This window comes from Haladaptatus halobius (assembly GCF_020618475.1).
GTDB lineage: Archaea > Halobacteriota > Halobacteria > Halobacteriales > Haladaptataceae > Haladaptatus > Haladaptatus halobius.
This window is the reverse complement of record NZ_CP085339.1, coordinates 152,950-175,051: the sequence shown is the minus strand read 5'-3', so window position 1 is coordinate 175,051 and position 22,102 is coordinate 152,950. Positions and strand designations below refer to the sequence as shown.

Annotated in this window: 22 protein-coding genes; 19 read left to right on the top strand and 3 right to left on the bottom strand. The window is 51.6% G+C overall.

All coding sequences use genetic code 11. The features are described from left to right. The first annotated feature begins 524 nt into the window (after positions 1–524). The 4 genes from LIW51_RS31160 to LIW51_RS39625 all read left to right on the top strand — a co-directional run bounded on the left by LIW51_RS31160 (position 525) and on the right by LIW51_RS39625 (position 7,987). Positions 525–3,224: a helicase-related protein gene (locus tag LIW51_RS31160; protein ID WP_368411894.1), complete on the top strand. Its 2,700-nt coding sequence runs from the start codon at positions 525–527 to the stop codon at positions 3,222–3,224. A gap of 49 nt (positions 3,225–3,273) precedes the next feature. Then, positions 3,274–6,798 (top strand): Eco57I restriction-modification methylase domain-containing protein, encoded by a 3,525-nt coding sequence (locus tag LIW51_RS31155; protein ID WP_227379924.1) that lies wholly within the window; start codon positions 3,274–3,276, stop codon positions 6,796–6,798. Between the two features lie 202 nt (positions 6,799–7,000). After that, positions 7,001–7,636 carry an SRA domain-containing endonuclease gene (locus tag LIW51_RS40550; RefSeq protein WP_497007416.1) on the top strand — a complete coding sequence of 212 codons (636 nt, stop codon included), beginning with the start codon at positions 7,001–7,003 and terminating at the stop codon, positions 7,634–7,636. Beyond that, a complete protein-coding gene (locus LIW51_RS39625; RefSeq protein WP_438267480.1) occupies positions 7,637–7,987 on the top strand; it encodes an HNH endonuclease in 351 nt (116 codons plus the stop codon). A gap of 290 nt (positions 7,988–8,277) precedes the next feature. On the opposite strand, the gene LIW51_RS31140 is transcribed toward LIW51_RS39625, so the two are convergent. Continuing rightward, complete coding sequence (locus tag LIW51_RS31140; protein WP_227379921.1) at positions 8,278–8,907, bottom strand: hypothetical protein; 630 nt, start codon at positions 8,905–8,907, stop codon at positions 8,278–8,280. An 11-nt stretch (positions 8,908–8,918) separates the two neighbouring features. Here LIW51_RS31140 and LIW51_RS31135 point away from each other — a divergent pair, with 11 nt between their 5' ends. Further along, complete coding sequence (locus LIW51_RS31135) at positions 8,919–9,968, top strand: hypothetical protein (protein WP_227379920.1); 1,050 nt, start codon at positions 8,919–8,921, stop codon at positions 9,966–9,968. Beyond that, positions 9,961–10,908, top strand: coding sequence for a hypothetical protein (locus LIW51_RS31130; protein WP_227379919.1), 948 nt, complete (start codon positions 9,961–9,963; stop codon positions 10,906–10,908). Before LIW51_RS31135 ends, LIW51_RS31130 begins: the two co-directional genes overlap by 8 nt. Positions 10,909–11,556: 648 nt before the next feature. Here the strand turns inward: LIW51_RS31130 and LIW51_RS31125 are convergent. Further along, positions 11,557–11,817, bottom strand: coding sequence for a hypothetical protein (locus LIW51_RS31125; protein ID WP_227379918.1), 261 nt, complete (start codon positions 11,815–11,817; stop codon positions 11,557–11,559). A 751-nt stretch (positions 11,818–12,568) separates the two neighbouring features. On the opposite strand from LIW51_RS31125, the gene LIW51_RS31120 reads away from it, so the two are divergent. From LIW51_RS31120 to LIW51_RS31090, 7 genes are all read left to right on the top strand, one after another. Further along, complete coding sequence (locus LIW51_RS31120; protein ID WP_227379917.1) at positions 12,569–13,066, top strand: hypothetical protein; 498 nt, start codon at positions 12,569–12,571, stop codon at positions 13,064–13,066. A 398-nt stretch (positions 13,067–13,464) separates the two neighbouring features. Continuing rightward, positions 13,465–13,899, top strand: a complete 435-nt coding sequence (locus LIW51_RS31115) for a hypothetical protein (protein WP_227379916.1) — start codon at positions 13,465–13,467, stop codon at positions 13,897–13,899. Beyond that, positions 13,896–14,228: a hypothetical protein gene (locus LIW51_RS31110; RefSeq protein ID WP_227379915.1), complete on the top strand. Its 333-nt coding sequence runs from the start codon at positions 13,896–13,898 to the stop codon at positions 14,226–14,228. The genes LIW51_RS31115 and LIW51_RS31110 overlap by 4 nt, the downstream gene beginning before the upstream one ends. Continuing rightward, positions 14,225–14,632, top strand: a complete 408-nt coding sequence (locus LIW51_RS31105; protein ID WP_227379914.1) for a hypothetical protein — start codon at positions 14,225–14,227, stop codon at positions 14,630–14,632. Before LIW51_RS31110 ends, LIW51_RS31105 begins: the two co-directional genes overlap by 4 nt. Beyond that, positions 14,625–14,810 carry a hypothetical protein gene (locus LIW51_RS31100; protein ID WP_227379913.1) on the top strand — a complete coding sequence of 62 codons (186 nt, stop codon included), beginning with the start codon at positions 14,625–14,627 and terminating at the stop codon, positions 14,808–14,810. The genes LIW51_RS31105 and LIW51_RS31100 overlap by 8 nt, the downstream gene beginning before the upstream one ends. Next, positions 14,810–15,676, top strand: coding sequence for a hypothetical protein (locus LIW51_RS31095; protein WP_227379912.1), 867 nt, complete (start codon positions 14,810–14,812; stop codon positions 15,674–15,676). The genes LIW51_RS31100 and LIW51_RS31095 overlap by 1 nt, the downstream gene beginning before the upstream one ends. Positions 15,677–16,093: 417 nt before the next feature. Then, entirely contained in the window at positions 16,094–16,585 is a 492-nt protein-coding gene (locus LIW51_RS31090; protein ID WP_227379911.1) for an MOSC domain-containing protein, read from the top strand. A gap of 113 nt (positions 16,586–16,698) precedes the next feature. On the opposite strand, the gene LIW51_RS31085 is transcribed toward LIW51_RS31090, so the two are convergent. After that, complete coding sequence (locus LIW51_RS31085; protein ID WP_227379910.1) at positions 16,699–17,883, bottom strand: trans-sulfuration enzyme family protein; 1,185 nt, start codon at positions 17,881–17,883, stop codon at positions 16,699–16,701. Positions 17,884–18,092: 209 nt separating this feature from the next. Here LIW51_RS31085 and LIW51_RS31080 point away from each other — a divergent pair, with 209 nt between their 5' ends. The 6 genes from LIW51_RS31080 to LIW51_RS31055 all read left to right on the top strand — a co-directional run bounded on the left by LIW51_RS31080 (position 18,093) and on the right by LIW51_RS31055 (position 22,073). Continuing rightward, entirely contained in the window at positions 18,093–18,413 is a 321-nt protein-coding gene (locus tag LIW51_RS31080) for an antibiotic biosynthesis monooxygenase family protein (protein ID WP_227379909.1), read from the top strand. Between the two features lie 150 nt (positions 18,414–18,563). Then, the gene (locus tag LIW51_RS31075; RefSeq protein ID WP_227379908.1) at positions 18,564–18,707 is read left to right on the top strand and encodes a hypothetical protein; all 144 of its coding nucleotides are present in this window, start codon (positions 18,564–18,566) and stop codon (positions 18,705–18,707) included. Then, complete coding sequence (locus tag LIW51_RS31070; protein WP_227379907.1) at positions 18,700–19,611, top strand: DUF8008 family protein; 912 nt, start codon at positions 18,700–18,702, stop codon at positions 19,609–19,611. The genes LIW51_RS31075 and LIW51_RS31070 overlap by 8 nt, the downstream gene beginning before the upstream one ends. Positions 19,612–20,004: 393 nt before the next feature. Further along, complete coding sequence (mntA, locus tag LIW51_RS31065; RefSeq protein WP_227379906.1) at positions 20,005–20,439, top strand: type VII toxin-antitoxin system MntA family adenylyltransferase antitoxin; 435 nt, start codon at positions 20,005–20,007, stop codon at positions 20,437–20,439. Between the two features lie 264 nt (positions 20,440–20,703). Next, positions 20,704–21,162, top strand: coding sequence for an SRPBCC family protein (locus LIW51_RS31060; RefSeq protein WP_227379905.1), 459 nt, complete (start codon positions 20,704–20,706; stop codon positions 21,160–21,162). Between the two features lie 311 nt (positions 21,163–21,473). Beyond that, entirely contained in the window at positions 21,474–22,073 is a 600-nt protein-coding gene (locus LIW51_RS31055) for a DUF5789 family protein (protein WP_227379904.1), read from the top strand. Positions 22,074–22,102: the final 29 nt, after the last annotated feature.

The following is a 22,102-nucleotide window of genomic DNA, read 5'->3' as shown; positions in this document are numbered from 1 at the left end:
ACTCCAAGATTATTGATAATAATTCTGGATTTCTTCCAGAAGACCAGTCCGGGTCAATGCGGGACGTCATCAAGAGTTACTGTCAATTTGCTACTGGCGAACTTTCGGAACCGATTTTCCGGATGGACATTGGGTCTGGGTTCGTATTCTTCTCCGGGTTTGAAGCAACAAGCGATGTCTTTCGGGCACTAATAGAGTCTAATTCACTTTCAACTTGTGACGACATGAACTGGGGCACTTGTGCGCCTATTCGTGTCGTCATGGGCCAGCAGACAGACCGATATACGAAACAGATTCTTCAGGATCTCCTTCGTGGGAGTCTGGGTATGTATGATTCAGACGCCGCCAATGTATTGAGAGAACTCTTAGAGAACGAATTCCTCGAGATTCGGGTCGTAGAAGACGAACGGTTCCACGCCAAGATTTACAATTTTTATCTAACCGATGGCCCAAATCCTGACGATACTTGGAATGGTAGCGCAAACTTCTCCAGCAGCGGATTATCAAGGAATATCGAATTGTCGATGCCAGTGCAAACAACCTTCGAGAGCCGTCGTCGGATCCGATCATGGTTCGACAAACTTTGGGAGAAGGCGACGCCTGATCTCGACATCCTCGAAACGCTTAATGAAGCCCAAGAGGGTCGAAGTATCTACTATTCTCCGAAGACGTTTTTCGCTGCAATCATCGCTGTTCTCGATAAGGACTATCTCCTCGAAGACGCGCCGGGTACCTCCAAGGAACAGTTACTCGATTTTCAAGATTTCAGCTATCGGATTGTGATGAGTCGGTTAGAGACATATGGAGGATATATCTTGGCCAACAGTGTAGGAACCGGAAAGACATATGTCGCCGGCCAAGTCGCCAAGACATACCTTCGATCGAGACGGGTTGGCCCCGACACTGAAGGACGCGTTCTCGCTGTCGTTCCGAATACGGTGATCGAAGAATGGAACGATACGCTCGCTGAATTCGAAATCCAGGACGAGGTTGATGTCATTAGTATGGGTCAGTTCCAGAAGACACACCGATCTGAAGCCGACGGCTCAGTCCCGACGTTTGATGAACGATCGTACTCGGAGGAGTACCGCCTGATCATCGTCGACGAGGCACACAATTATCGCAATAATTCAAATCGCCGGAACAACCTCGAGCGTGTGATCCGATCAAATCCGGCAGCCCGGGTATTGTTGCTCTCTGCTACCCCTATCAACCTCAGTCCGAATGATCTGTTCCAGTTAATAGACCTGTTTCGAAACGGCGCCAGGCAAAATCGCTTTGAGAAACACGAACTACACCAGCACTATATCGAGACACGAGCCCGATTCAAAGGGCTTGACGATTACGAGGACTTTGATCGGTCGCTGTTGAACGATATCCGGCAAATCGAACACGAACTCTCGCTCAAACTTACGTGGCGAATTCTTGCAAACGAGTACGAACATGATTTGCGGGCTCTCGGCGGTGAGGATGTGGCATACTATGAGCCTGCAGTCGAGGAGGTTCCCTACTCATATCCGCATTCATACCGACGCAACATCTTCGATGAAATTGTTCCGTTCCTCGAAGACCTCAACTACGAATCTGCAAAGCTGGCTGGGGGAGATACGTACGATCCCGACAAAAACGTCATCTTCTTCCGCAAATGGCGGCTTTACAAGCAACTTGAGAGTAGCATCGTGGCATTTGACGAGGGGCTGCGCAACCTCTATGATCGGACGCGACTGTATCACGCCACTCTCCGAAACCGGCAGGCGCTTACCGCAGAGACACCAGCGGAACTCGTTGAGGATCTATCGAGGGATCGCGTCAACCATCTCCTTGGTGGTGATCTGGATCGACTTCACCGATTTACCGAAGGGTTTGAGTCCGTCACGGAGGATACAAGAGAAGAGATTCTACGCCGGATGAGTGCCGACGTTGAACGGGTACGGGAAATGATGGAACGCGTCGAACGCTATGCGGGTGATGCGACAACAGTGCCCAGGAATAACGACACGAAAGCTGAGCAGTTCGTCAGGCTCATAGCTGACGCCGTTGACCAGGATCAGCCAATACTAGTCTTCTCGGAGTTCGTCGCGACGGTTGAGTATCTCGCTGAGGTCGTACAAGAGGAGCTACCGGACGTCAATGTTGGGGCGATCCATGGCCAAACGAACCAATCTAAAGAAAATTTCGTCGATGCGTTTCAATCAGGAGAATACGATGTGGCAATCACAACCGAACTGCTTGCGGAGGGGGTTAACCTACCGCGGGCGGATGTCGTTATCAACTACGACTTGCCGTACAATCCGACAGCACTCATCCAGCGTTTAGGACGTGCACTTCGGATCACGAATCCAAAACAGATCTACGTACGAAATTTCACACCCACCGGCTCAATCGATCGTGAACTTGAACTGTATGATACGTTAGACGCCCGCCTTGAGAATATCGTCCAAATCGCTGGTCTAGACTTCGTCGTCTGGATGATGGACGAGGAACGAATCGACAGTATGCGATCTCAGGAGCAAGAAGAATATCTGGAACACTTGCAAGAATACAAACAATCGTTGAGTAGTGCCAATCCTAGTGAAACACTCGACGATGAACGTTCAGCACGAGATCCAATCGATATCGCACTGGAACAAGCGATCGAGGAACACAACATCGACGCCTCTTTGATTGACCGAGTGCCGATTCCGAATTCAAAACCGATCTATACGACGCTCCAACAAGCAGAATCGTCTGGTCTTGGCGTCATCGGCCAGATAGGCAATACGACGGCCGTTTGGAGTTCATTTCAAAGGAGTGTTTCAGGTTCGTCCAGTGTTCGAGGACTTACTGATGCAGATTGGACGGCGCTGGAAGATCTCGTCGAAGAGCGGGAAGCAGCGGTGTTACGTGAGCAAACCACGCAAGGAAATCTCGGTCGAACGGGAGAGATTCATGCACTTGTTCGTGACGCTCGCGATAGGCTTACAGATGGAGACATGCGGGTCGTATTAACCGATGTCCTGACTGGGCTTGAGAACAACACATTTCGACCCGAAGAAGAAGATGCTGTAAAGACGACTTGCGAGACGATACTTGACTATCCAACCATGGTACGGAACATCGATGAGAGTGTGGCACAACGCGAAAGTTGGCAACGCCTCAAATCCCTCGTTGAAAGTGCTGGTGACGGAAGTGATGACGGTGTCAACGTCGCTCCAATTGCGATTGCGAAGTACATTGAGGAGTAATTCGAAACCATAATAGAAACTGCTTTAGATTCCCTAATGAAGGATCATCATGGGTACGTATAATCAGGACTTCCTGGAAAATAGGGGGTATTTCACACATAGAGGGAGTGATTCGGCAACCGTTGATGGGAAGGAAATCGAGTTTGACTTCGATCCTGACACTCGTCTTGCATACTTTGAAGCCGTCGCTCCTGATCGCCAGGCGGGAGTCGTCTCCGAACTTCGCTTTCTCGGCCGAAACTTCGACTTTTACTGGTTCTGGAACCCGGATTCGGAGCGAGTAGCCGTCTACAATCGATACGGGGAACATAAATGGTTTATCTACAACCAATCGATTGGACACAGTACCGACGTCCGCGATAGTAAGGAAAGCAAGCTCAATAGAATTGACGAGGGTTTGGAGACACTTTTCGACATTCGGGATGTCGTTGACCAGTTCTACCGAAATCTATGGGATATCCGCCTTGATATTGCACGAGCGTTCGAGGTACCTGGGGAAACCGACATCAGCGATGAGGAACGACTCATGGCTGCCCAACGAACAATCGACCGGCTAATCTTTTGTTACTTCCTCGTTGAAAAGGATATTATTCATGGTATCGACGACGCTGGAAACCGCCTCCAGCTGTCGCCCGGGGAATTATTTAAGAGCGTACTCGATGATGACGAATTCTACACGTTCCTCATGGAGACGTTCTTCGACCATCTGAACACAAGTGGCTGGACAGAGTATGAAGTAACCGACACTGTTTCGATAGCCTATCCTTACCTTAACGGCGGATTATTCCGAAACCACCGAATCCCCACAGAAGATGGGGACGAACTCCAGGAACGAGAGCTGGACGGCACAGCTTACAATTGGTCGGCCCTGATTGACGAGTTGAATAAATACAACTGGTTGGTCGAGCAGTCCCCGCCCGACGAAACGGAAGCAGATTCGCCAAACAAACTTTCACCGGCTGTTCTCGGCCACATCTTCGAGAAATTCGTTATCACTGTCAGTGAGCTATCGGACGATGAGCTCCTCTCACTTGCGGAACTTGACGAAATGGACGTCTCTGCAAGCGGCGAGCAGATGCTTAAGGGGAACAGGAAAGTCGGGGCTTATTACACGCCTAACTACATCGCCTACGAGAATACACGGGAAACACTATGGAACCGCGTTCGAGCTGTACTCACCAATAAACACAATATTTCACCAGAGCAAATCCCGTCGGCGGATCAATTCTTCAAGGAAGTATACGCCGACGACTCGTCGATTCCAGTTGAACGCAACCAACTTGAAGAGGTGCTAACTGATATAACCGTCCTTGATCCAGCCGCTGGGAGTGGCGCATTTCTGATGGCATGCGGGGAAATTCTTGAGACGTGGCGCCACCAAGCCACGACAGAGAAGTCACGCTATGAACTCCGTCGAGAGATTATTCGCAAGTCTTTGTACGGCGTTGATCTCCTTGATGGAGCGGTTGAAGTTTGTAAGCTCCGGCTATGGTTATGGCTGATTAGTGCGACCTCAGTCGACCTAAGTCAGGGTGAGCCAGAAATTGAGACGCTTCCGAACATCGACTTCAATATACGTCAAGGAAACAGCCTCGTCGGAATTGTACGACCCGCCTACGACTCCCTCATTGTCCAATTTGAATTCGAGTGGACTGACGGAGAGCAGAAGAAATACCCAGAAGCGGTCAACGACTATCGGGAAAATATCCTGGAATATCAGACCGCATCAGGAGAAACTGCTGACGAATTATTGGAGGAACTCACTACTCAGCGACAGATCCTCCAGAAAGAATTTACCGATATTCTCGCCCAGCAGAGCGACGTTATTGTTGAAGAGGACATTGGCTCGTACCAAGAGTTCACTGATATTATCGATGACGTGACTGGGCGGATCAAGTGCAACCTCGATTTCGATTCGGCGATGACCGATGATGTGCGCCACCAGGTTTCCGACGCAGGTTTCCGCGAACAAGTAAACTGGCCCACAACGGCATACCACCAGGATATCCGTCAAGCCAACGCCGAAAGCGTAACGAGAATATTCGAACTGATGGAGGACCAGGGAACTATCAGCGTAGAGCGGCCGATAAGCCCATCCGACATCGAAGACCTAGACCCATTCCACTGGATTTTCGAGTTCCCGATGGCCTTCGCACCAACCAATGAGAGTGGTGAAATGTTTGATGTTGTCATCGGAAATCCGCCTCACGGCAGCTCTCCGGGTTCACTTGAAAAATCCCTCCTCGAGAAGCGATACTCCCTGATCGAAGGAAGTCGCGAAGTTGCGAAAATGTTTCTTGAGCGTAGCTGGGAACTCACTGGTGGCGAATTGAGTTATATAGTTCCAAAGCCAAGTACCTACAACTCAAATTGGGAAGACTTCCGTGCGTTCTGTCTCGATAAGCTATACCGGGGTGTTGATCTCGGGAAGGCGTTTAGGAACGTTGATCACGAACAGGTGACAGTGCACCTCTCGCAGACAGTAACCAATGATCACTACGACTGCGGCCAATTGCCCGATGGTGCGTACCACCTGGACGATACAGCGGCGGTGTCCCGCTCATTCGCGGAAACTCTTGGAACCCTTCCGGTTAGTTTCTCGGCGAAGCACCAGACTGTCGCTGCTGGGCTCGCCGCCGCTGATTTCCCAACGATGGGTGAGATAGGTGTTGACGCCGGTCGGGGTGCAAGTACCACCAATAGGATCACCGATAACTCTGCCCCCATTGGCTATAACGGGAAACAAGTACAACGGTACTTCACCCGGGCGCCTGAACATCATATCAAAGCGGATAATATCTCAAATGCGACCAGGCAGCGGGTAGAGACGCCGAAGGTAATGGCACAGAATATCCTCGCACATAAGAAAAATCCGTATGATCACCTACTCATCGCGGCGGTCTATGATCCAGTTGAAACCTACAACTTTGAGACGGTGACGAATATCGTTGTGCCCGACGACGCTAACCTTTCTCTCCCAGCGCTAGCTGTACTCTTGAACACCCAGTTCGTGAATTGGTTTGTCTACTTCTCCATCTTCAATCGTGCAATCCGCGACATGCACTTCGACGCGTACTTCCTTGACAATCTCGTCCTTCCCGGAGATCTCTCCGAAGTTGATCAGTCAGTACTTGAGGATCTGTATGGACTCTTAGCAATTACTGGGGTTGCGATGGAGTACGATTCACTCCCCTCGGCGCAAGAACCATATGCTGAATTCCAAAGCATGGCGAACGCTTTGACTTATGAACTGTACCTGCGCAATGTCGCCGAACAGCCGTTGGAAACAGATCTTGTCGAACTAATTTCGACCGTGCTAGACGATCACGATATCAATTTCATAGAATGGTATTGTGATCATCTAAAAAGCGCCAACGAGCAGGAGATCATCGATGCCTTCTGTGAACGAGAAGGGTTGTTCGCGACTGCGACTGATGTGGTTGAGTCGCTCCAAAGCGGTGTGATAGTCCGAGAACTTGAGAAAATCGCGGATCATCCATGGGTTGAGATAATCGAACGAGGCCAGCAGTGGCGAGATGATCGACCGTTCTTCGGTCCCTTCGAGGGTACCTAACGTTGACGTAAATTTCGATATTTTAACTCATAGTATTCACGATAGAACTGTTCGAAAATGTCGATCAGCTCTGTGTTCGCAGCGCTAGTTATACGGTATTTCGCAGACACACACCACTTAATCCCTGCCTTGAATTCAATAGATCATACATTCAATCTCCCTCAGTATCTATGGTCCGGACTGAGAATGATGAGTTAGTCAAATGACGCTATTCGAAAGTGGCGAACAATACGCTCGCCAAGGAATTCACGATGAATTCGGCGGTCGTCGCCAGCATGGGATTTCACCGTGTGGCAATTCACCCTATGTCTTCCTGTTCACGGGCGGATCCGGGGAAGATCATGGCTACCAAGATGAGTTCAAAGATGATGGCACAGTAATCTACACGGGTGAGGGCCGGGAGGGGGACATGACGTATGATCAGGGGAACAAAGCCATTCTTCAGCACCAATCGGATGGTCGCCAGCTGCATCTCTTCAAAATGCTCGGCAAGGGAATGGTTGAATACGTTGGACAGTACGAATACGTCGATCACTTCGAACAGCAACTCCCAGATACGAACAAAAACCTTCGACGTGGGATCCGATTTGTCCTCGCACCAGTCTCCAACGAGATGGGAGAGGATGGACCATTTGGAACGGAAACAAGCCTCAACGAGGTAGAATTGTACGAGCGAGCAAAGGCAGCGAGCAGCTCTGAGCCAGCGACCACGACGTCTGTCACTGAAACCCATCGTCGTGCATCCGAGGTAAGAGAATACGCGCTCGCTTGGGCAGACGGAACGTGCCAAGGTTGTAATCAGCCTGCACCATTCGAAACTTCGAACGGCGACCCTTAGTTGGAGGTCCACCATGTGCACCGACTCAGTGATGGTGGTCCTGATGATCCTGAATCAGTGATTGCGCTTTGTCCGAACTGCCATCGACGATCCCACAATGGAGCTGACAAGGACGAGTTCAATCAGCGACTCATCGAGCAGCTCGAAGCTAAACACGAGAGTCGTGAGGTTGGGAGTATCTATGCAATGGCTGATATCGTGAATGTCGCGCAGTTAGTGATACGCGCTAAAGAGATGATAGCTACTGGTACTTGCTTGCTCGGCAAACTGAGGATGAGTACTGGGAGTTTATCGGAGGAAAGCGAGAGAGCGATGATCGATTCGCGAGACTGCAAAGCGAGAATTGGATGAGGAACTTATATCTGTTTCTCCGAGAATTGTGGAGATCAAAGAAATTGGAGCGTCGTATCCAAGTAGTGTGAATGAGCGATTCCATTTGCATCCAATCTTGATCGAGATGCCTTGTTCAGAGGCCGAGGAGCTTTGTGATGAAGATCTTTCGTGGGAACACGATCAGCTAGTTTGGATCGACTTGGAAGCGTTTGGGGAATTTGAGACCCTTGGTCAATATCCTGCGTTGGAGAATCTTGTACTGGGCTGATTGAAACCGAGTGAGTAACTCTGTTTGGTAATACTTCAATTTACTTCCGTACTTTCGCCTCAAGCGGGTTCTCTGGCTTATCTACGCGCTCATCCACAAGATCCCTTGCCTCGGTATTCAGGCTGTACAGCGAGTACACCTGCTGATTTAACTTCTTCTCCAATTTACGGGCTTCATCAGGTGCCGACTCAACAACCGACTGCGCCTCTTCGTATTCTTCAGCGACGGCCACCAACTCATCAGCACTCGTCGGAAGCTCAAGGCTCTCCAGTTCCTCAACTGACTCCACGTCTAACTTACGAATTAGCGTTGTGAACGCTGCCGCAGCCTCTTCAGAAACAAACTCCACCGATGACTGCACGTTCACTCGAACTGTCGTCCCATCCTGCGAAGGAGACACCTCACCATCCTCGTCACCCAAACCAATACTCTGGATATAGACAGCGAACGACAGCGAATTCACTTCATACCTTTTGAGAATCTCCTCCGGTGAAGACACATCAGCTTTCGCATCCTGATAGCGCTCGGCGAGTTCGTGCAGGTCTCTCGACAACGAAATCACCTTGTCGACAACCCCATCGTCATTCTCCTTGGGATCTGGAATCGGGAGTCCGAAGACCAATTTGATAGTCGTCCCGAATTTCAGAAAGATATATATGTCTGCGATCATCTTTCTTCCTTATGGTATTTGATTCACTCAGTGCACCAGAGCAAGTAGAATATCTTCGAGATATATTACCTCTAAAGCAGTTTAATGAGATTGAGGAGGAGTATGATGAGTTCACCGACGAAACCGTAGATGATCTCTTAATGGCTGGAAAGCGTAATATTAAGAGAGCGATGGACGATTGGCCAGATAATTGGTCTATACTTAAGGAACAAATATTTGTCAAGGCTGGAAAAAGTATTTTTGATGAAACCAGCTACAGAGAACTGTCTTATTACGAGTCCGCAATGAATAATGGTGCACTGGAAACAAATCTACATCTTTTTGAAATAAATGCGCTTCAATCAGACGGGGGTGAGTCTGATTTGAAGATAGTAAAACAGATGGATGGAGATGAGCTAGAGGACTTCCTTTCTGATTCAGATATCGAAGAATTTCAAAAGGCATTTTCGACCACAGGGAACAATATTTGGAAGTCTTTAGATGCTGTCCCAAAATTGAGATTGGGAGAGGTTGAGGATTCGGACCATGTCTATCTTGACTTCTGGGTAAAAAACTCCGAAGAGACCAAATACCATCCACGAGAGGGTAGGAATATTACGTTTCCTGACATAGGAAAAGCTTTTGTCCGAATTCATCTTGATGAAGAAATTGCTGAAATTCGCGAGAGAGATCTGTCTGAGAGCGATATAACATCGGTAAAATCGACTATTGAAGAACTATTCGATAATGAGCTGTCGTTTACCGGGAACGAAATGACGATAACTGACGACGACGTGAGAAATTTCTTGGAACTAAGCGATTTCGTGAAGGCAACTCATGCTGAACATACTGGCCGGTCGATATCAAAATGGACCAGTAAAGATGAAATTAGTGAGGACGAAGCTTATCCAGAGGATCGTCCTCACAACTTCAAAAACATGGTTTTCGATATTGATGGGGTTGGACGTGTGACCTTCCAACTCTCGCCAGCTAACAATGCTTTTCGAATCTATCAGAAGAAATTGACTCCAGAAGACCATAGGAAGACTGTCGAGTACATAATTAAGAATATAAATGGTTGAGATCAATAAATCAGAAATCATAGGAGAAGCAGCATTTGTTCCAACATTAGTCAAAGGGATAAGTGGCGACTTTATTGACAAATCATCGCTAGTTCATGACGAATTGGCATATTGTAAGGAAATGCCATGGATTAGAAAAAGAGTACGATTTTACTGTGATAATTGCGGAATGCACCATAAAGTGAAGCCAAACGAAATTATCTGTACTGCTCAACAAACTCCAGTTAAAATTTCTTCATCGAAACAGACAGAAGGGTTTGAACTAGCACGAAATATTGAACTACCTAATCCTTCGAGCTGCTCATACAATATTGATCTTATTGAGAACAAAAAATTCATCGAAGTTGATAAAGTCACCGAGAAAGTTATTTTCTTTACTCCAGACCAGGCGAAACTCTCTCTCTACGAATCTACAGGTAAAATCGCTGTTGCGCCAATAAATCGGTTATCAGAAGTCTATTCGACCACGGGTTGTGACCGATTAGTGGATGAGATCGAAGAATTGACCAGTAATATTGTTCAATGGAACAAACTTGATTCCGAAGGCGACGACTTCCAAGAACTTGTCTATCAATTGTTGAGGTTAAATGACTCATTCAGTAACATCTCTCCTGGTGGTACGGGCGCAGATCAGGGAAAGGATGGCTTTTGCTACCAAAATATCGGGAGAAGAACAGTGAAGATAATGGTTCAAGATAAGTTCAACAACGAAGGAAGTGGAATTAATGCTCGAGATCTTAATAGAATGAAGATGAATGCGAATAGCCATGGTTGTACTGGACTCCTTGTCGCTACGATAAAAACGACCGGAGATTTAGAAACAAAACTAGCAAGCGATGATTTCCTACCAGATATGAAATTTCTTGACGTTTGGAATGGTGTGGAGATGAAATCAAGAATTTCACAACATCCGGAACTTATTAAAGATTATTTTTGCTAAGAGAACATCTATGACGAAGGTAATGCACGCTGGTTTTTGTCTATATGAACAGTCAAATATTATCTCAATATTTCCTCCCAGACCCCTAGGGGATTCACGTAGCGAATACAGCTCGCCCCAATATGAACACGAACCGGTCCTAACTCGTGTTCATGATCACTCCCTTGAGCACACCGATCACACCAGTCTCCACGCGTCTTTTATAGGCAATCGACGTTTCAGTAACCGGAGAATACTAGGAATCCGGGTCGTGTTCACGAGCATGGCTCCACAATCGGAGACGCCGAAGTCGATTTGAATTCGCACGGGTGAAGGCAACGAGTAGTGTTATGACCCAATCAAGGCGCTGCCGACTACTACAAAGTGAATAAGAAAACACCGCAGCGTTCGCCTGTGACGATGTAGTCGGCCTTGTTGAGGCGGTCGAGAATATCCTCACTCGTGAAGACTAACTGGTGAGCAGCCCTGCGAAATCGCCGAGACTGTCACTGCCAACACGCGGGCGATTCCTCGAAGAATAGGAAGGAATGAATAACGTGGGTTTTGCTGATTACATCCTCTGTATGCAACACGCCATTCTTGTGACGTTCTGATGATCCCAACAGACCCTGAATTTCAATTACCGATTCAAATTCAGTATATCGACTACTAATCTATTTGTCCAACAGACCAACTCATTTGAGCTTTAACAGGCAACTCCTCGGTATCGAGTACCGCTGCGATCTCTTCCGCTGTCACACTCCCCTGCTGCTCGGCTTTCTCCATCAGGTCGACGAACGCACCATTGGGAACAGCCGCCGTGTCCCCTCGCATCTGGAGATAGAATTCGGCGGCGCGGTCGAGTACCTTACTCTTCTCACCAGTCGCCTCGAGGAGATACTCCATCCGCCGTTCCCGCGTGTCGGTCATTCGAAGACGCATATTTTTGCACACGTTCCCTGGAAACCTAGTTTTATCGGGTAACTGAAACACCGACCAGATATAAAGAACTCCGAAAGTCGTTCGATCAGTCCAATCGAAACGGTGTCGAACCGATCGCGACCGACTCGATTTACACACGATACTCGCTATGGCTGTGTGCAATTTCGCGGATTCGTTTCTCGCGTTCTACAACCCCCAAGGAGGACGTTTTCTTTAGGAATCTCTACTAGTCTATCTACTCTCTTGGATCCTCAACATACTCGTAGAGTCCGCGAGCACACCTGGTAATCCAACCAGCGTCCCGAAGTCGTCGAAGATGGAACTCAACATTAGATTTCTCAATCCCAGTTTGATCAATGATGTATCGAGGGTTTGCACGTCCCCATGGCTTATTACCCCCTTGTCCTTCTTTAAATACGCTTAGGACACGGTCGCAATCTTCGGAGGGAACAAAGTTCTCGTTAACCATTTCTATGCAACTCATAGTGTAGTACAGTACAAAAGATGAGATGATATGCAAAATACTTTACTTTGAGCCAGTAATTGCACTGTGCAATACATAGTTTTATCCTCCTGGAGAATAGATATAGGTCTATAGAAGCGCGGGATACCTTCGCAGAAAGGCCGGTGGTGATGACACCGACCGCGCTTCTGCACTCCACAGAAGCATGACTAGCAATACCCCTGCCGTAGAAAAACGCATCGACTACCAACCACTTCGTTTCGGAGGATACCACTAATGGCGTCCTTCGACGAGAAGCCGAACGGCGGCGCTCTCTCAGTCGAGGCAACCCTCGGCAAGACAGTCTTCGAACCGGTCAAGCGCCTCGAACCCACACCCGAAACTGCCATCCACGACCCCGACCAACCCGCTCCCGAAACCACCGACGAGGCAATCACTCGCGCATACCTCGTCGAACTCAGAGTGGGCTTTGAAACCCGAACCAAGACCACCAGCCAAGAGACCTACCTGTACTGCATCTACGCCACCGCCGACTGCCAGCGATTTTTCGAACGTCGCCTCCCGATCAACTACGGCAAGGATGGCTTCCAGATTCCCGACGACACCGACACCTACCGCTCGGTCGCCACCACCAAAACAGGCAATCCACAACTCCCCTCGACACCACCGGGCGAAACCACTGCAGAAACCCGCCAGCACTACCAACAGATCCTCAATCGGTGCTACGGCATCGACGCCATCACTCACACCACCACAACTGAGGTGCGTGCGTAAATGCACCCGACAGGACGCCCTCGCCGACCAGCGCTAGCTGTCGGCAGGCTAGTAGATCACGACGGATACACATTCAGTCGCCGGTATATGTTATTTCAAATTAATAGTGTTGCGTGCATTAAATTAATTACCCCTCACTTTCTGGGTGTGACTGTATGGCATGACATCCATGTGACCCACCGGGCCTCCTCGTCAATCCTAAGACGAGAGCATGACCTGGTGTCCTCCAGTACCGCATGCAAGCACCCACCCAAAACCACCTGGTTCCATCCCATGAAACATACAACCCGGAACCCCACCCCAAGACGTAACTCCAGCTGCTGCGACCGCGCCACCGAACATAACACCGCCCGGACCATAATCCAGCACACCTACCGGCACGATCGGAGGTGGTGCTGATGGGCGACCACAACTGCAACACGCCCCCCGCCACGACTACCGACAATGGATCGTGGTCACCAGACGAGGAGATCACCACCGACGATATTGAAGCAACGTTCGATCGATGTCCCCATTGCGGCACGTACATTGTTCGGTGCAACGGCTCACACTCCTGCATCCCAGCTGAATACCAGCCCCATTCAGATGAGTCGGAACGTCGCCGTCGCATCGAGGCTAACCCCTTCCCCGACGACGATCCAGTGCTTATCCTCGACCAGCCGACGAGCAGGGCCTACGCCTACCACGAACCAAACAACGAGGACAAACCGCTCTGTTCGACCCGAACCGACAACTCGTTCGTCACCCTCGCACGAGCGGATGCACACGACCAACTCCAAGCGCCCTGCCAGCGCTGTGAACGCATTCGCCATAATCGGGAAACCGACCAATGACCGACCGAGAGACGGTTCTCGCACTGGCGTGTGCAGATCCAATCCAAATCTGTACTGACCATCGCACGCTCACAGGCGTCATCTATCAGTATGAGCACTGCGAACCCGAACTCTCCTGTCGCGGGCCAGAGCCCGGCGAGCACGTGCTGTACGTTGCGACACCAACACACGATCTGTACCGGCTGCAGTATGCTTACTACGACGAGATTGAGCACACCAAGACAACGCTCGAGCACTACGATCTCTCACCAACTGGGCGCTACACCTGGCTTCGGACGGGTGCGCGTGTCGAGTGCATCACTAACCCGACGGGAGGTGAGCAGGCGTGAGTACCGACGAGCGTTCGGTCATTCCGAAGCCATTGAATCCCCGCGATTCAGCAATACTCGTCCGGCAACTCTCGCCCGGTGATCGCGTTCGCATCACGACGACCGACCTGCCACGGACGATTCTAACCGTCAGAGAAACACACCCCGTACCGAGTCAGGCACCACAACTGGTGCTGACGGCCCCACCGATTACGACGACGGCACAGGACGAACTGCAACAAGCCACCTACCACTGCACAGCAAGCCACGCCGGTTCGCCGATGACTGTTCTCGAGTACACCCACACTGCTAGCGACACGACTGCTCGCTGTATCGGTTCACTCACCACCATCGCACACTTCCCCCGGCTCTCCACGCCAGACGACGCCGCCGTAGCTCCAGCGGGGGTGTCTGCCAATGAGTAACACCACTACTTCCGGAGCGTCTAGTACTCTCGAAAACGTCTCGGTCACCGACCTCGCCAAACACGTTCAGTCGCTTACCAACCGAATTGACGACCTCGAACAGGAAGTCACTGAGAAAGACGAGCAGATCGAGTCGCTCCAACAGTATGTGGAGACAGATTTCGGAGGTGAGAATTGATGGCTGTCGGACTATCGCTCGAAGAAGTCGATGAAAACGCGGTATCGGACGAAGACTTTGCCGCCACAATGGGAATGGACATGGCCGAGCCGAGCACGTCGAACGCGAGCACGGCCGAGCCAGATCCCAAGCAGAAGCTACCAAGCCGGGAAACGATGTGGGCGGTGATTCAGCAGCAGGCCGAGCAGATCGGTGCGCTTGAGGAGCGCGTTGGTGAACTCGAAGCGGACGCCGAGAAAGCCAGCACGGCACGGAAGGATCTAACCGCAAACGCACACGAAGCGAAAGAAAACGCAGAGAACGCGCGGGAGATCTCAAAAGCAGCCACGGCAAAGGTGAACCAACTCGAAGCCGAGATCGAAGACGACGACGAATCGTCGACCACCACTGGCCTGCCGGGTGGCGTCGATCCAGCCACGTCCCTGCTGGATCTGTACGCGAACTGTTCGCCATATCAAGTGAAAAAGCGGCTCGTAGACAAGAAGCACAAAAAGAACTCGTGGCGCGCGGTGACAGCTGCCCGGCGATGGGACGAATTCGCCACGTGGCGGAAAAACGGCTCGGGCGTCTTCTGGACGCGTGCAGATCTGAAGGAAGCGATCACCGCCATCGATGGCGAGAAACCGCACGGAACGACGATTACCCGTGTCTGGGAGAAGCTTGTCGAGCTTGGTGGCTCGGACGTGACCGAGAAAGAGCGCCGCGTGAGTCAGAAACAGGAGAACGTCGAGATTGTGGCGATGGACATTGACACGGCGGAAGGGCTGAATGAAATGCGGTATCACGAATTCGATCTTCTCGAGGATGGCGCGGTCACCGGTGGCGTCACACCCGTTGTGACCGGGCGTAATGGTAGCGGGGTGTGAGAACGGCGAGAAAACAAAACCATGGTGACACATTGGACGGGACGTGACGTGTAGACCGCCCCTGGCCATAGCTTGGCGCGGTTCCTCACGTCTCCGACGCTTTGTACTCGAGTCACAACTACGGAAGAAGGCCCTTTTTGTTCAGTAGTAGTGTGTCGGTATATTACGGCTACCTCGTGGTTTCGCTCTCGTGTCCGGTCACAACGGGTGTGACTCATCAAATCCGTGATGTTTTATCGAATCGCCGACGCGATCGCGGTCAATTCGATAAGAGAATCAGTGGCTCTGTTGAAATCCTGTTGGTGCGACTTCTTACCTACTGAAACAACCGTGAGGTAGCTACTGCGGATATACCGCTGAGTTACCTTGTCAAACAACACCCGAGTGTTTATACTGTGCTAAACGCGCATAGCACACATGACCGGGAGTGGCACTGTCGAACGGATTTTTATCGCACCTGAAGCCGAAGCGGAGATGGAAGAAGAGACTGACGTTGAAGCAGTTGCCGGAAAGGGACTCCGAGGTGATCGCTACTTTAGGGAGATTGAGACGGGAACCTTCGTCGAGTGGGAGCCAGATGAGGAACGCCACGATGGGTACGACCTCACGTTGATCGAGCAAGAGGCTGTAACGGCAATCGAACGTGAAGCGGGAATCGAACTCGCACCGGGAGAACACCGACGAAATATCGAAACCCGTGATGTCGCACTCAATCATCTCGTTGGACAACGATTCCGAGTCGGTGACGCCATCTGTCGAGGAGATCGACTGTGTGAACCCTGTAATCATCTTCAGCATATCACTCAGGACGGCGTATTGCAGGCACTCACTCACCGAGGTGGGCTCCGAGCGGACATTCTCGAAGATGGGATGATTCGCCCCGGAGACGTAATCGAACCGCTCGAATAATCCGCACTCTCTCGTTTAGAAATAGTTCGTATTCCCGCTTGCGGCTGCCAGATCTGATGGACAATCGACCCCGCTTGCGGATCGGGACGTCGGGAGAAAGGGGGAACGTGCGCCTACGGTAGTGCCTTCCGGAGGTCCTCGCAGAGGTCATCGGCGTCTTCGAGGCCAACAGATACCCGGACCAACGTCTCGGGAATCTCCGCTGAATCCTCACTACGACTGAACTCGTCGGGAATCATTAGTGACGGTACCTCAACAAGGCTCTCGACCCCACCGAGACTAGCTCCCGGCGTGAATACCTCAAGTCCCTCGATGAACGCCTCAAGTTCGATGAGTGTGCCATCAAACTCGAAGGACAGCATCCCGCTGTACCCCGACATCTGCTCACTCGCAAGATCGTGTTGCGGGTGGCTCTCAAGACCCGGATAGTGGACACGAGCGACCCGATTGTTGCTTTCGAGGAACCGGGCAACTGCCATCGCGTTCTTCTCATGATGTTCCATCCGCGCGGGCAGCGTCTTGATACCTCGCGCAACGAGGTAGCAGTCGAATGGCGAAAGCATATTCCCGAGCCCAACCCGCTGCGCGAACGCCAATTGCTCGAAAACCCCACTGTCGTTGGTGATAACGGCACCGCCGATCGAGTCGGAGTGCCCGTTGAGATACTTGGTGGTGCTGTGAACGACGACGTCAGCACCCAGTTCGAGTGGGGCTTGGTAGTACGGACTCGCAAAGGTACTGTCCACGCCGAACAGAGCATCATGGTCATCGGCGATGTCGGCTATTGTTTGAATATCGCACAATCTAATCAAGGGATTCGACGGTGTTTCTGCCCAGATCAAGTCAGTGTCCACGTTGACTGCATCGGCGACGTTGTCGGGGTCACGGGCGTCAACAAAGTCGATGTCAACGCCGAGATGTCCGGCCATGTGTTCCGTGAGCAGTTTTTCGGTTCCGCTATAGATGGTGTCCGAGGAGACGACGTGGCCTCCCGGGGGGACCAGTGACAGCATCGTCGTCGATGTGGCAGCCATTCCGGAGGCGAACGCCAACCCATACTCGCCGCCTTCGAGGCGGGCTAACTGCTCTTCGAGAGTTGCTCGCGTCGGATTGCTCTCGCGCGAATAGTCGTGTTCATTGGCGTCCTCCCCGCTGGCCCACTCGAACGTAGTCGAAAGGTGAATCGGCGGGACGACATCGTTCGTTCCATCTCTGTGAGGATGCGTTTCGGTTTCAGCTGCGCCGACTGCGATGGTTGCGAATCGATTCCTGTCGGACTGGCTATTGTGTCGTGTCATCAGATACTCACCATGGGACCCACTCGGACCCGATTTAGAGGGGTGTTCATAGGAATGTTCTCCGTTACGAAGGATAGGCGTGAAGGTCCCGGCGAGGGTGGCCAGAAACCCAAACCCGACTTGGGCATGGGTCAGCGAGTCGTTGGTTGCTAACCGTTGTATGCTCCGAGGGGAAGCGTCTTGTTCGCGTGGACGAGTGAATAGTCCTGATGTATTTGGTAACGTTCCGCCTCGCTCCGGGTGAGTATGATGCGGAGTTTCATGAGTTGAATGACGCGATACAAGCGGCTGCCGAGGACATGGAGGGATATGTGGGCAAGCAAACGTGGCATGCGCCGGATAGTGAGGAGGTTCTAGTCGTCTACTACTGGGAGTCGTTGGACGCAATCGAGTCGTTTGGAACGGATGCGGACCACAAACGCGCAAAACAGCGGTGGACGGAGTGGTACGATGCGTATGAGGTCACCGTTACGGAAGTCGTCGAGACATATGGGAGTGGGTTCGGTGATGATGCGATCCCACTCGTGTAGGGGACCACCACTGGTTTGATTAGCGAAGTCCGCAAGCGGATAACAAGTACCTACCTGCATCGGCCAATTCAATAGCCCCGATCGAAATTTCCTGTTTCTGCAAGATACGCGCCCTGCACTAATTGCACTGCCAAGCACTCCAATTCGCCTATGACTGTTCCCGAGTACACCCACACCGCTACTGACACGACCGCCCGCTGTATCGGTTCGCTCACCACGATTGCGCACTTCCTCCGGATCTCTACCCCAACAGACGACATGGCGGTCACAGCGGAGGTGTCTGCCAATGAGTAACACCACCGCTTCCGGAGCGTCCAATGCGCTCAATGAAAGCAGCGTCTCAGTCAGCGACCTCACAAAGCACGTCCAGTCGCTCACTGACCGTATTGACGATCTTGAAAGAAAAGTCGCCGAGAAAGACAGACAGATCGCAGATCTCCACGCAGATATTGAGGAGAAGGATACCCGAATCGACGAGCTTGAAGCGCGAGTAGAAGATGTAGCAGACAAGGCAGCCAAAGCGAAAGCCCACCGGAAGGCACTTGCCCGCAAGACGCAGGCACGTGACGAACGGATCGATGAACTCCAAGCCCGCGAGTTCGAGAAAGGTGCCCACCTACTCGCCGACAACGTTGACGCTGACCGGATCTTCGTCGATGGCAACAAACTCGAACGCATCACGAAAGACGACGGCAACACCTACTTCCGACTTCCGGGTGAGGAAGATTCCCTCGGTCGCGGTGGTGCAGTCGCCTATTCGACGGCGGATCTCTTGCCAATTCAGCGGCTTGCTCGCTATGACGACGGCATGCTCGCGTCCGTCACGAATCGCAAACCCGACGAACTCGCGGGAAAAGCGTGGCGTGAACGCGACGAAGCAGGCCGGTATTCACTCTGGTCGAAGGGCAGTGGGGAGATCCGTGCCTATCTCGATGCCTCAGATCTCGCCGAATGGATTCGACTCAAGGAGTCCGGCGTGAGCAAGAAATATAGTCAGGAACTTGCTCGGCGGACAATGGACGCGATGCACGAACTCTCGAATGGACGCCTCGGGAAGATCAAACGCCAGCGATCCAAAGACGGATTGAGCTATCAGGAAACGCGTCTCGTGTTGAAGGCAGACGTCGAACTTCCCGGCGAGGTGACGAACAGAGACGCAAACGATAGTCCGGCCACAGACGAGGGTGCCGGAGAGTAGCGTGGTCGGGACCAAATCACGGCCGAGAGGGACACGAATCTAACACGAACACCATCACGAACGCGGAATTGGACGTCCCGAATTGACACAGTTTGGGACAGACGCCGTACGGCTACTCGTAAGTACGGCAGTTGTATCGGCGTCTATCGGCTCAAAGCCAGCGGGAGGGGGTGAGGTGGTACCGGCCACCGCGTTTGTGGTCGGAACCGCGTGATTGAATCAACCGAGAAGTCACCGTCAGGAGAGTTCGATTTGGTTCTGACGACCGTGTTCGCGTCTTCTGCTTGGAAGAGATCACAGAAGAGATCCACCTTCCCGTGTTCTGTATCGTTTGCACTCGTCCGGGATGGAACCAACGTAAGTATATTAGTCATCGCTCGCAAACACTAACCCATGAAGCGGACGAGCGACATGGACATCGACGGCATTGATGTCACTCGGCTCCAGTCATATCTTTCGCAGACAGAGGTTACGTTCGCTCTTTTATTTGGCTCTCACGCCCGTGGGACGGCAACACCGGCATCCGATGTCGATATTGCGCTCCAGTTTCCAGACCAGCTTGACGCCCGTGAGCGATTCCAACGACGGAATCGCATCGATGCTGACCTTCAAGCATATGCCGAGGGCTTTGTGGACGTAAGTGACATCGAACAGCTCCCATTGAATGTCGTTCATTCAATCGTCCGTGACGGAATACTCCTTGTTGGGGATGAAACGGCCGTGAACGACTATCGCGAGCAGATCGAGCGTGAGTATGGGGCCACCGCTGATGAGCGACAGCGAGAACGTCAGGAATTCATCGACCGGCTTGCGAGCGGTGACGTCTGAATGGTTGACGAGGAAATTTTCGTCGACAAGCTCCAGTACATCAACCAATATACAGACGATTTGCGGCAGATGCGCGGACAGTCGAGGGAGCAGTATCTGAACGATATGATAAGACAGCGAGCAGTTGAACGTTACCCCCAAGTCATCTGTTAGAAATGATGTGCTAGATAGAGAGGACGAGTCCATCATCGTAGGACAATACGGGAAACTACCCACTTCATGAACAAACAGCTATCGTCTGCGTAGACAATTATAGAGACAGAGATGATCTTAGAGGAAACTACGCGAGTGAACGCATCTCCGGAGGAGGTCTACCACTTCTTCGAAACGATGGATGTGAACTACCAACGGTGGCATCCCGATCATATCGTGTTCCGATGGAATACTGGAGACGGGTTAGAACAAGGGGCGATCGGCTACTTCGAGGAACGAATCGCGGGAAAGAGGCAGAAAAAGACGGTCCAGTTCACGGAGGTCGTCCCCGACCGACACATCGAGTTCAAACCCACCTCACGGCTGGTCGGGATACTTATGCCGTCGATCAGTTTTACGATTGAGCCCCACGAGAACGGCTGTGATCTCACTCAACGGATCAAGGTACGAACCGGCCCGATCGGTGCGTGGCTCAACCGGCGTGAATTCGATGCTGTCCGGACGCACATGAGAGAGGAAGGCGAGAATCTGAAGACCATCCTTGAAACCGACGAAGTGCGTGCTATCTGAAAGGCTTGCGAAAGATAGCGTCGGGTCGTACCAGAGGCACCCCATAACAAGACATGTATTTTGACTTCGCTGATCGATTGCTGTCAGGAACGGCGTGCTGAATAGAGAGGATATACTCAGCAGAGTGTGGGAGAAATAGTTCACCTGAAATTCCGGCTCTCGATCAACATTTTAGAAAGATATAGGAGTCAGACTGTCTCACTGGATGACTTCCTGACGAGCAAAAACTCGATTTTAATAGCTGGCGTAAACGTTTGGGAGTACCTGTTATCGACCACAGAGCTATTCGGCTGGAGAGTCAAAATCCTAGAATGGCAGACGATAAGCGCGGTCGAGACAAGCAAGCACACGACGCTGAAAGACGCCAGCAAGAGCGTGAGATCGCCACAGAACTGGAGCGCGAGGACGAAATAGAGCCACCGGTGGAAGCGGAGGAACTCGCCGATTTTAAGGCGGAACTCGAAGAGCTGACATTCCCGGCGACGGGGATCGAGGTCGTCGCGGCGATCGGCGATCGTGAGATCGAATCGGTTGAGGGGAGCTACAGTATCGAGGAACTAGTACCGGAGACTGACGAGGAGACGTTCGACTCTCCAGCTGCCCTCCGGGTGCAGGTACAGCGGCCGACAGTTGCCGCGGCCATGAAACGGGTCGTGGAAGCCAGCAAGACGCTTCGGAATACGGATTTCAGTTGGACACAGCGCAAGGCTTACGAGAAGACCTTCCAGGAACTCAAAGCGATCGACGCCGATGACGACGATGAAGGGGTCCAAGTTATCAGCGACTGGATCGTCGAGCGAATCCGCGACAAAGAAACGCTCCCGACGTCCCGGGCGGTACGCCGAGAAGCGGCGAAGTTCTGTCGAGCGAACGGATATCAGGTCCGAAACGACGAGTGGCTCGGGATATAGACCGACGATCACGGGCGATTGTTGCCATG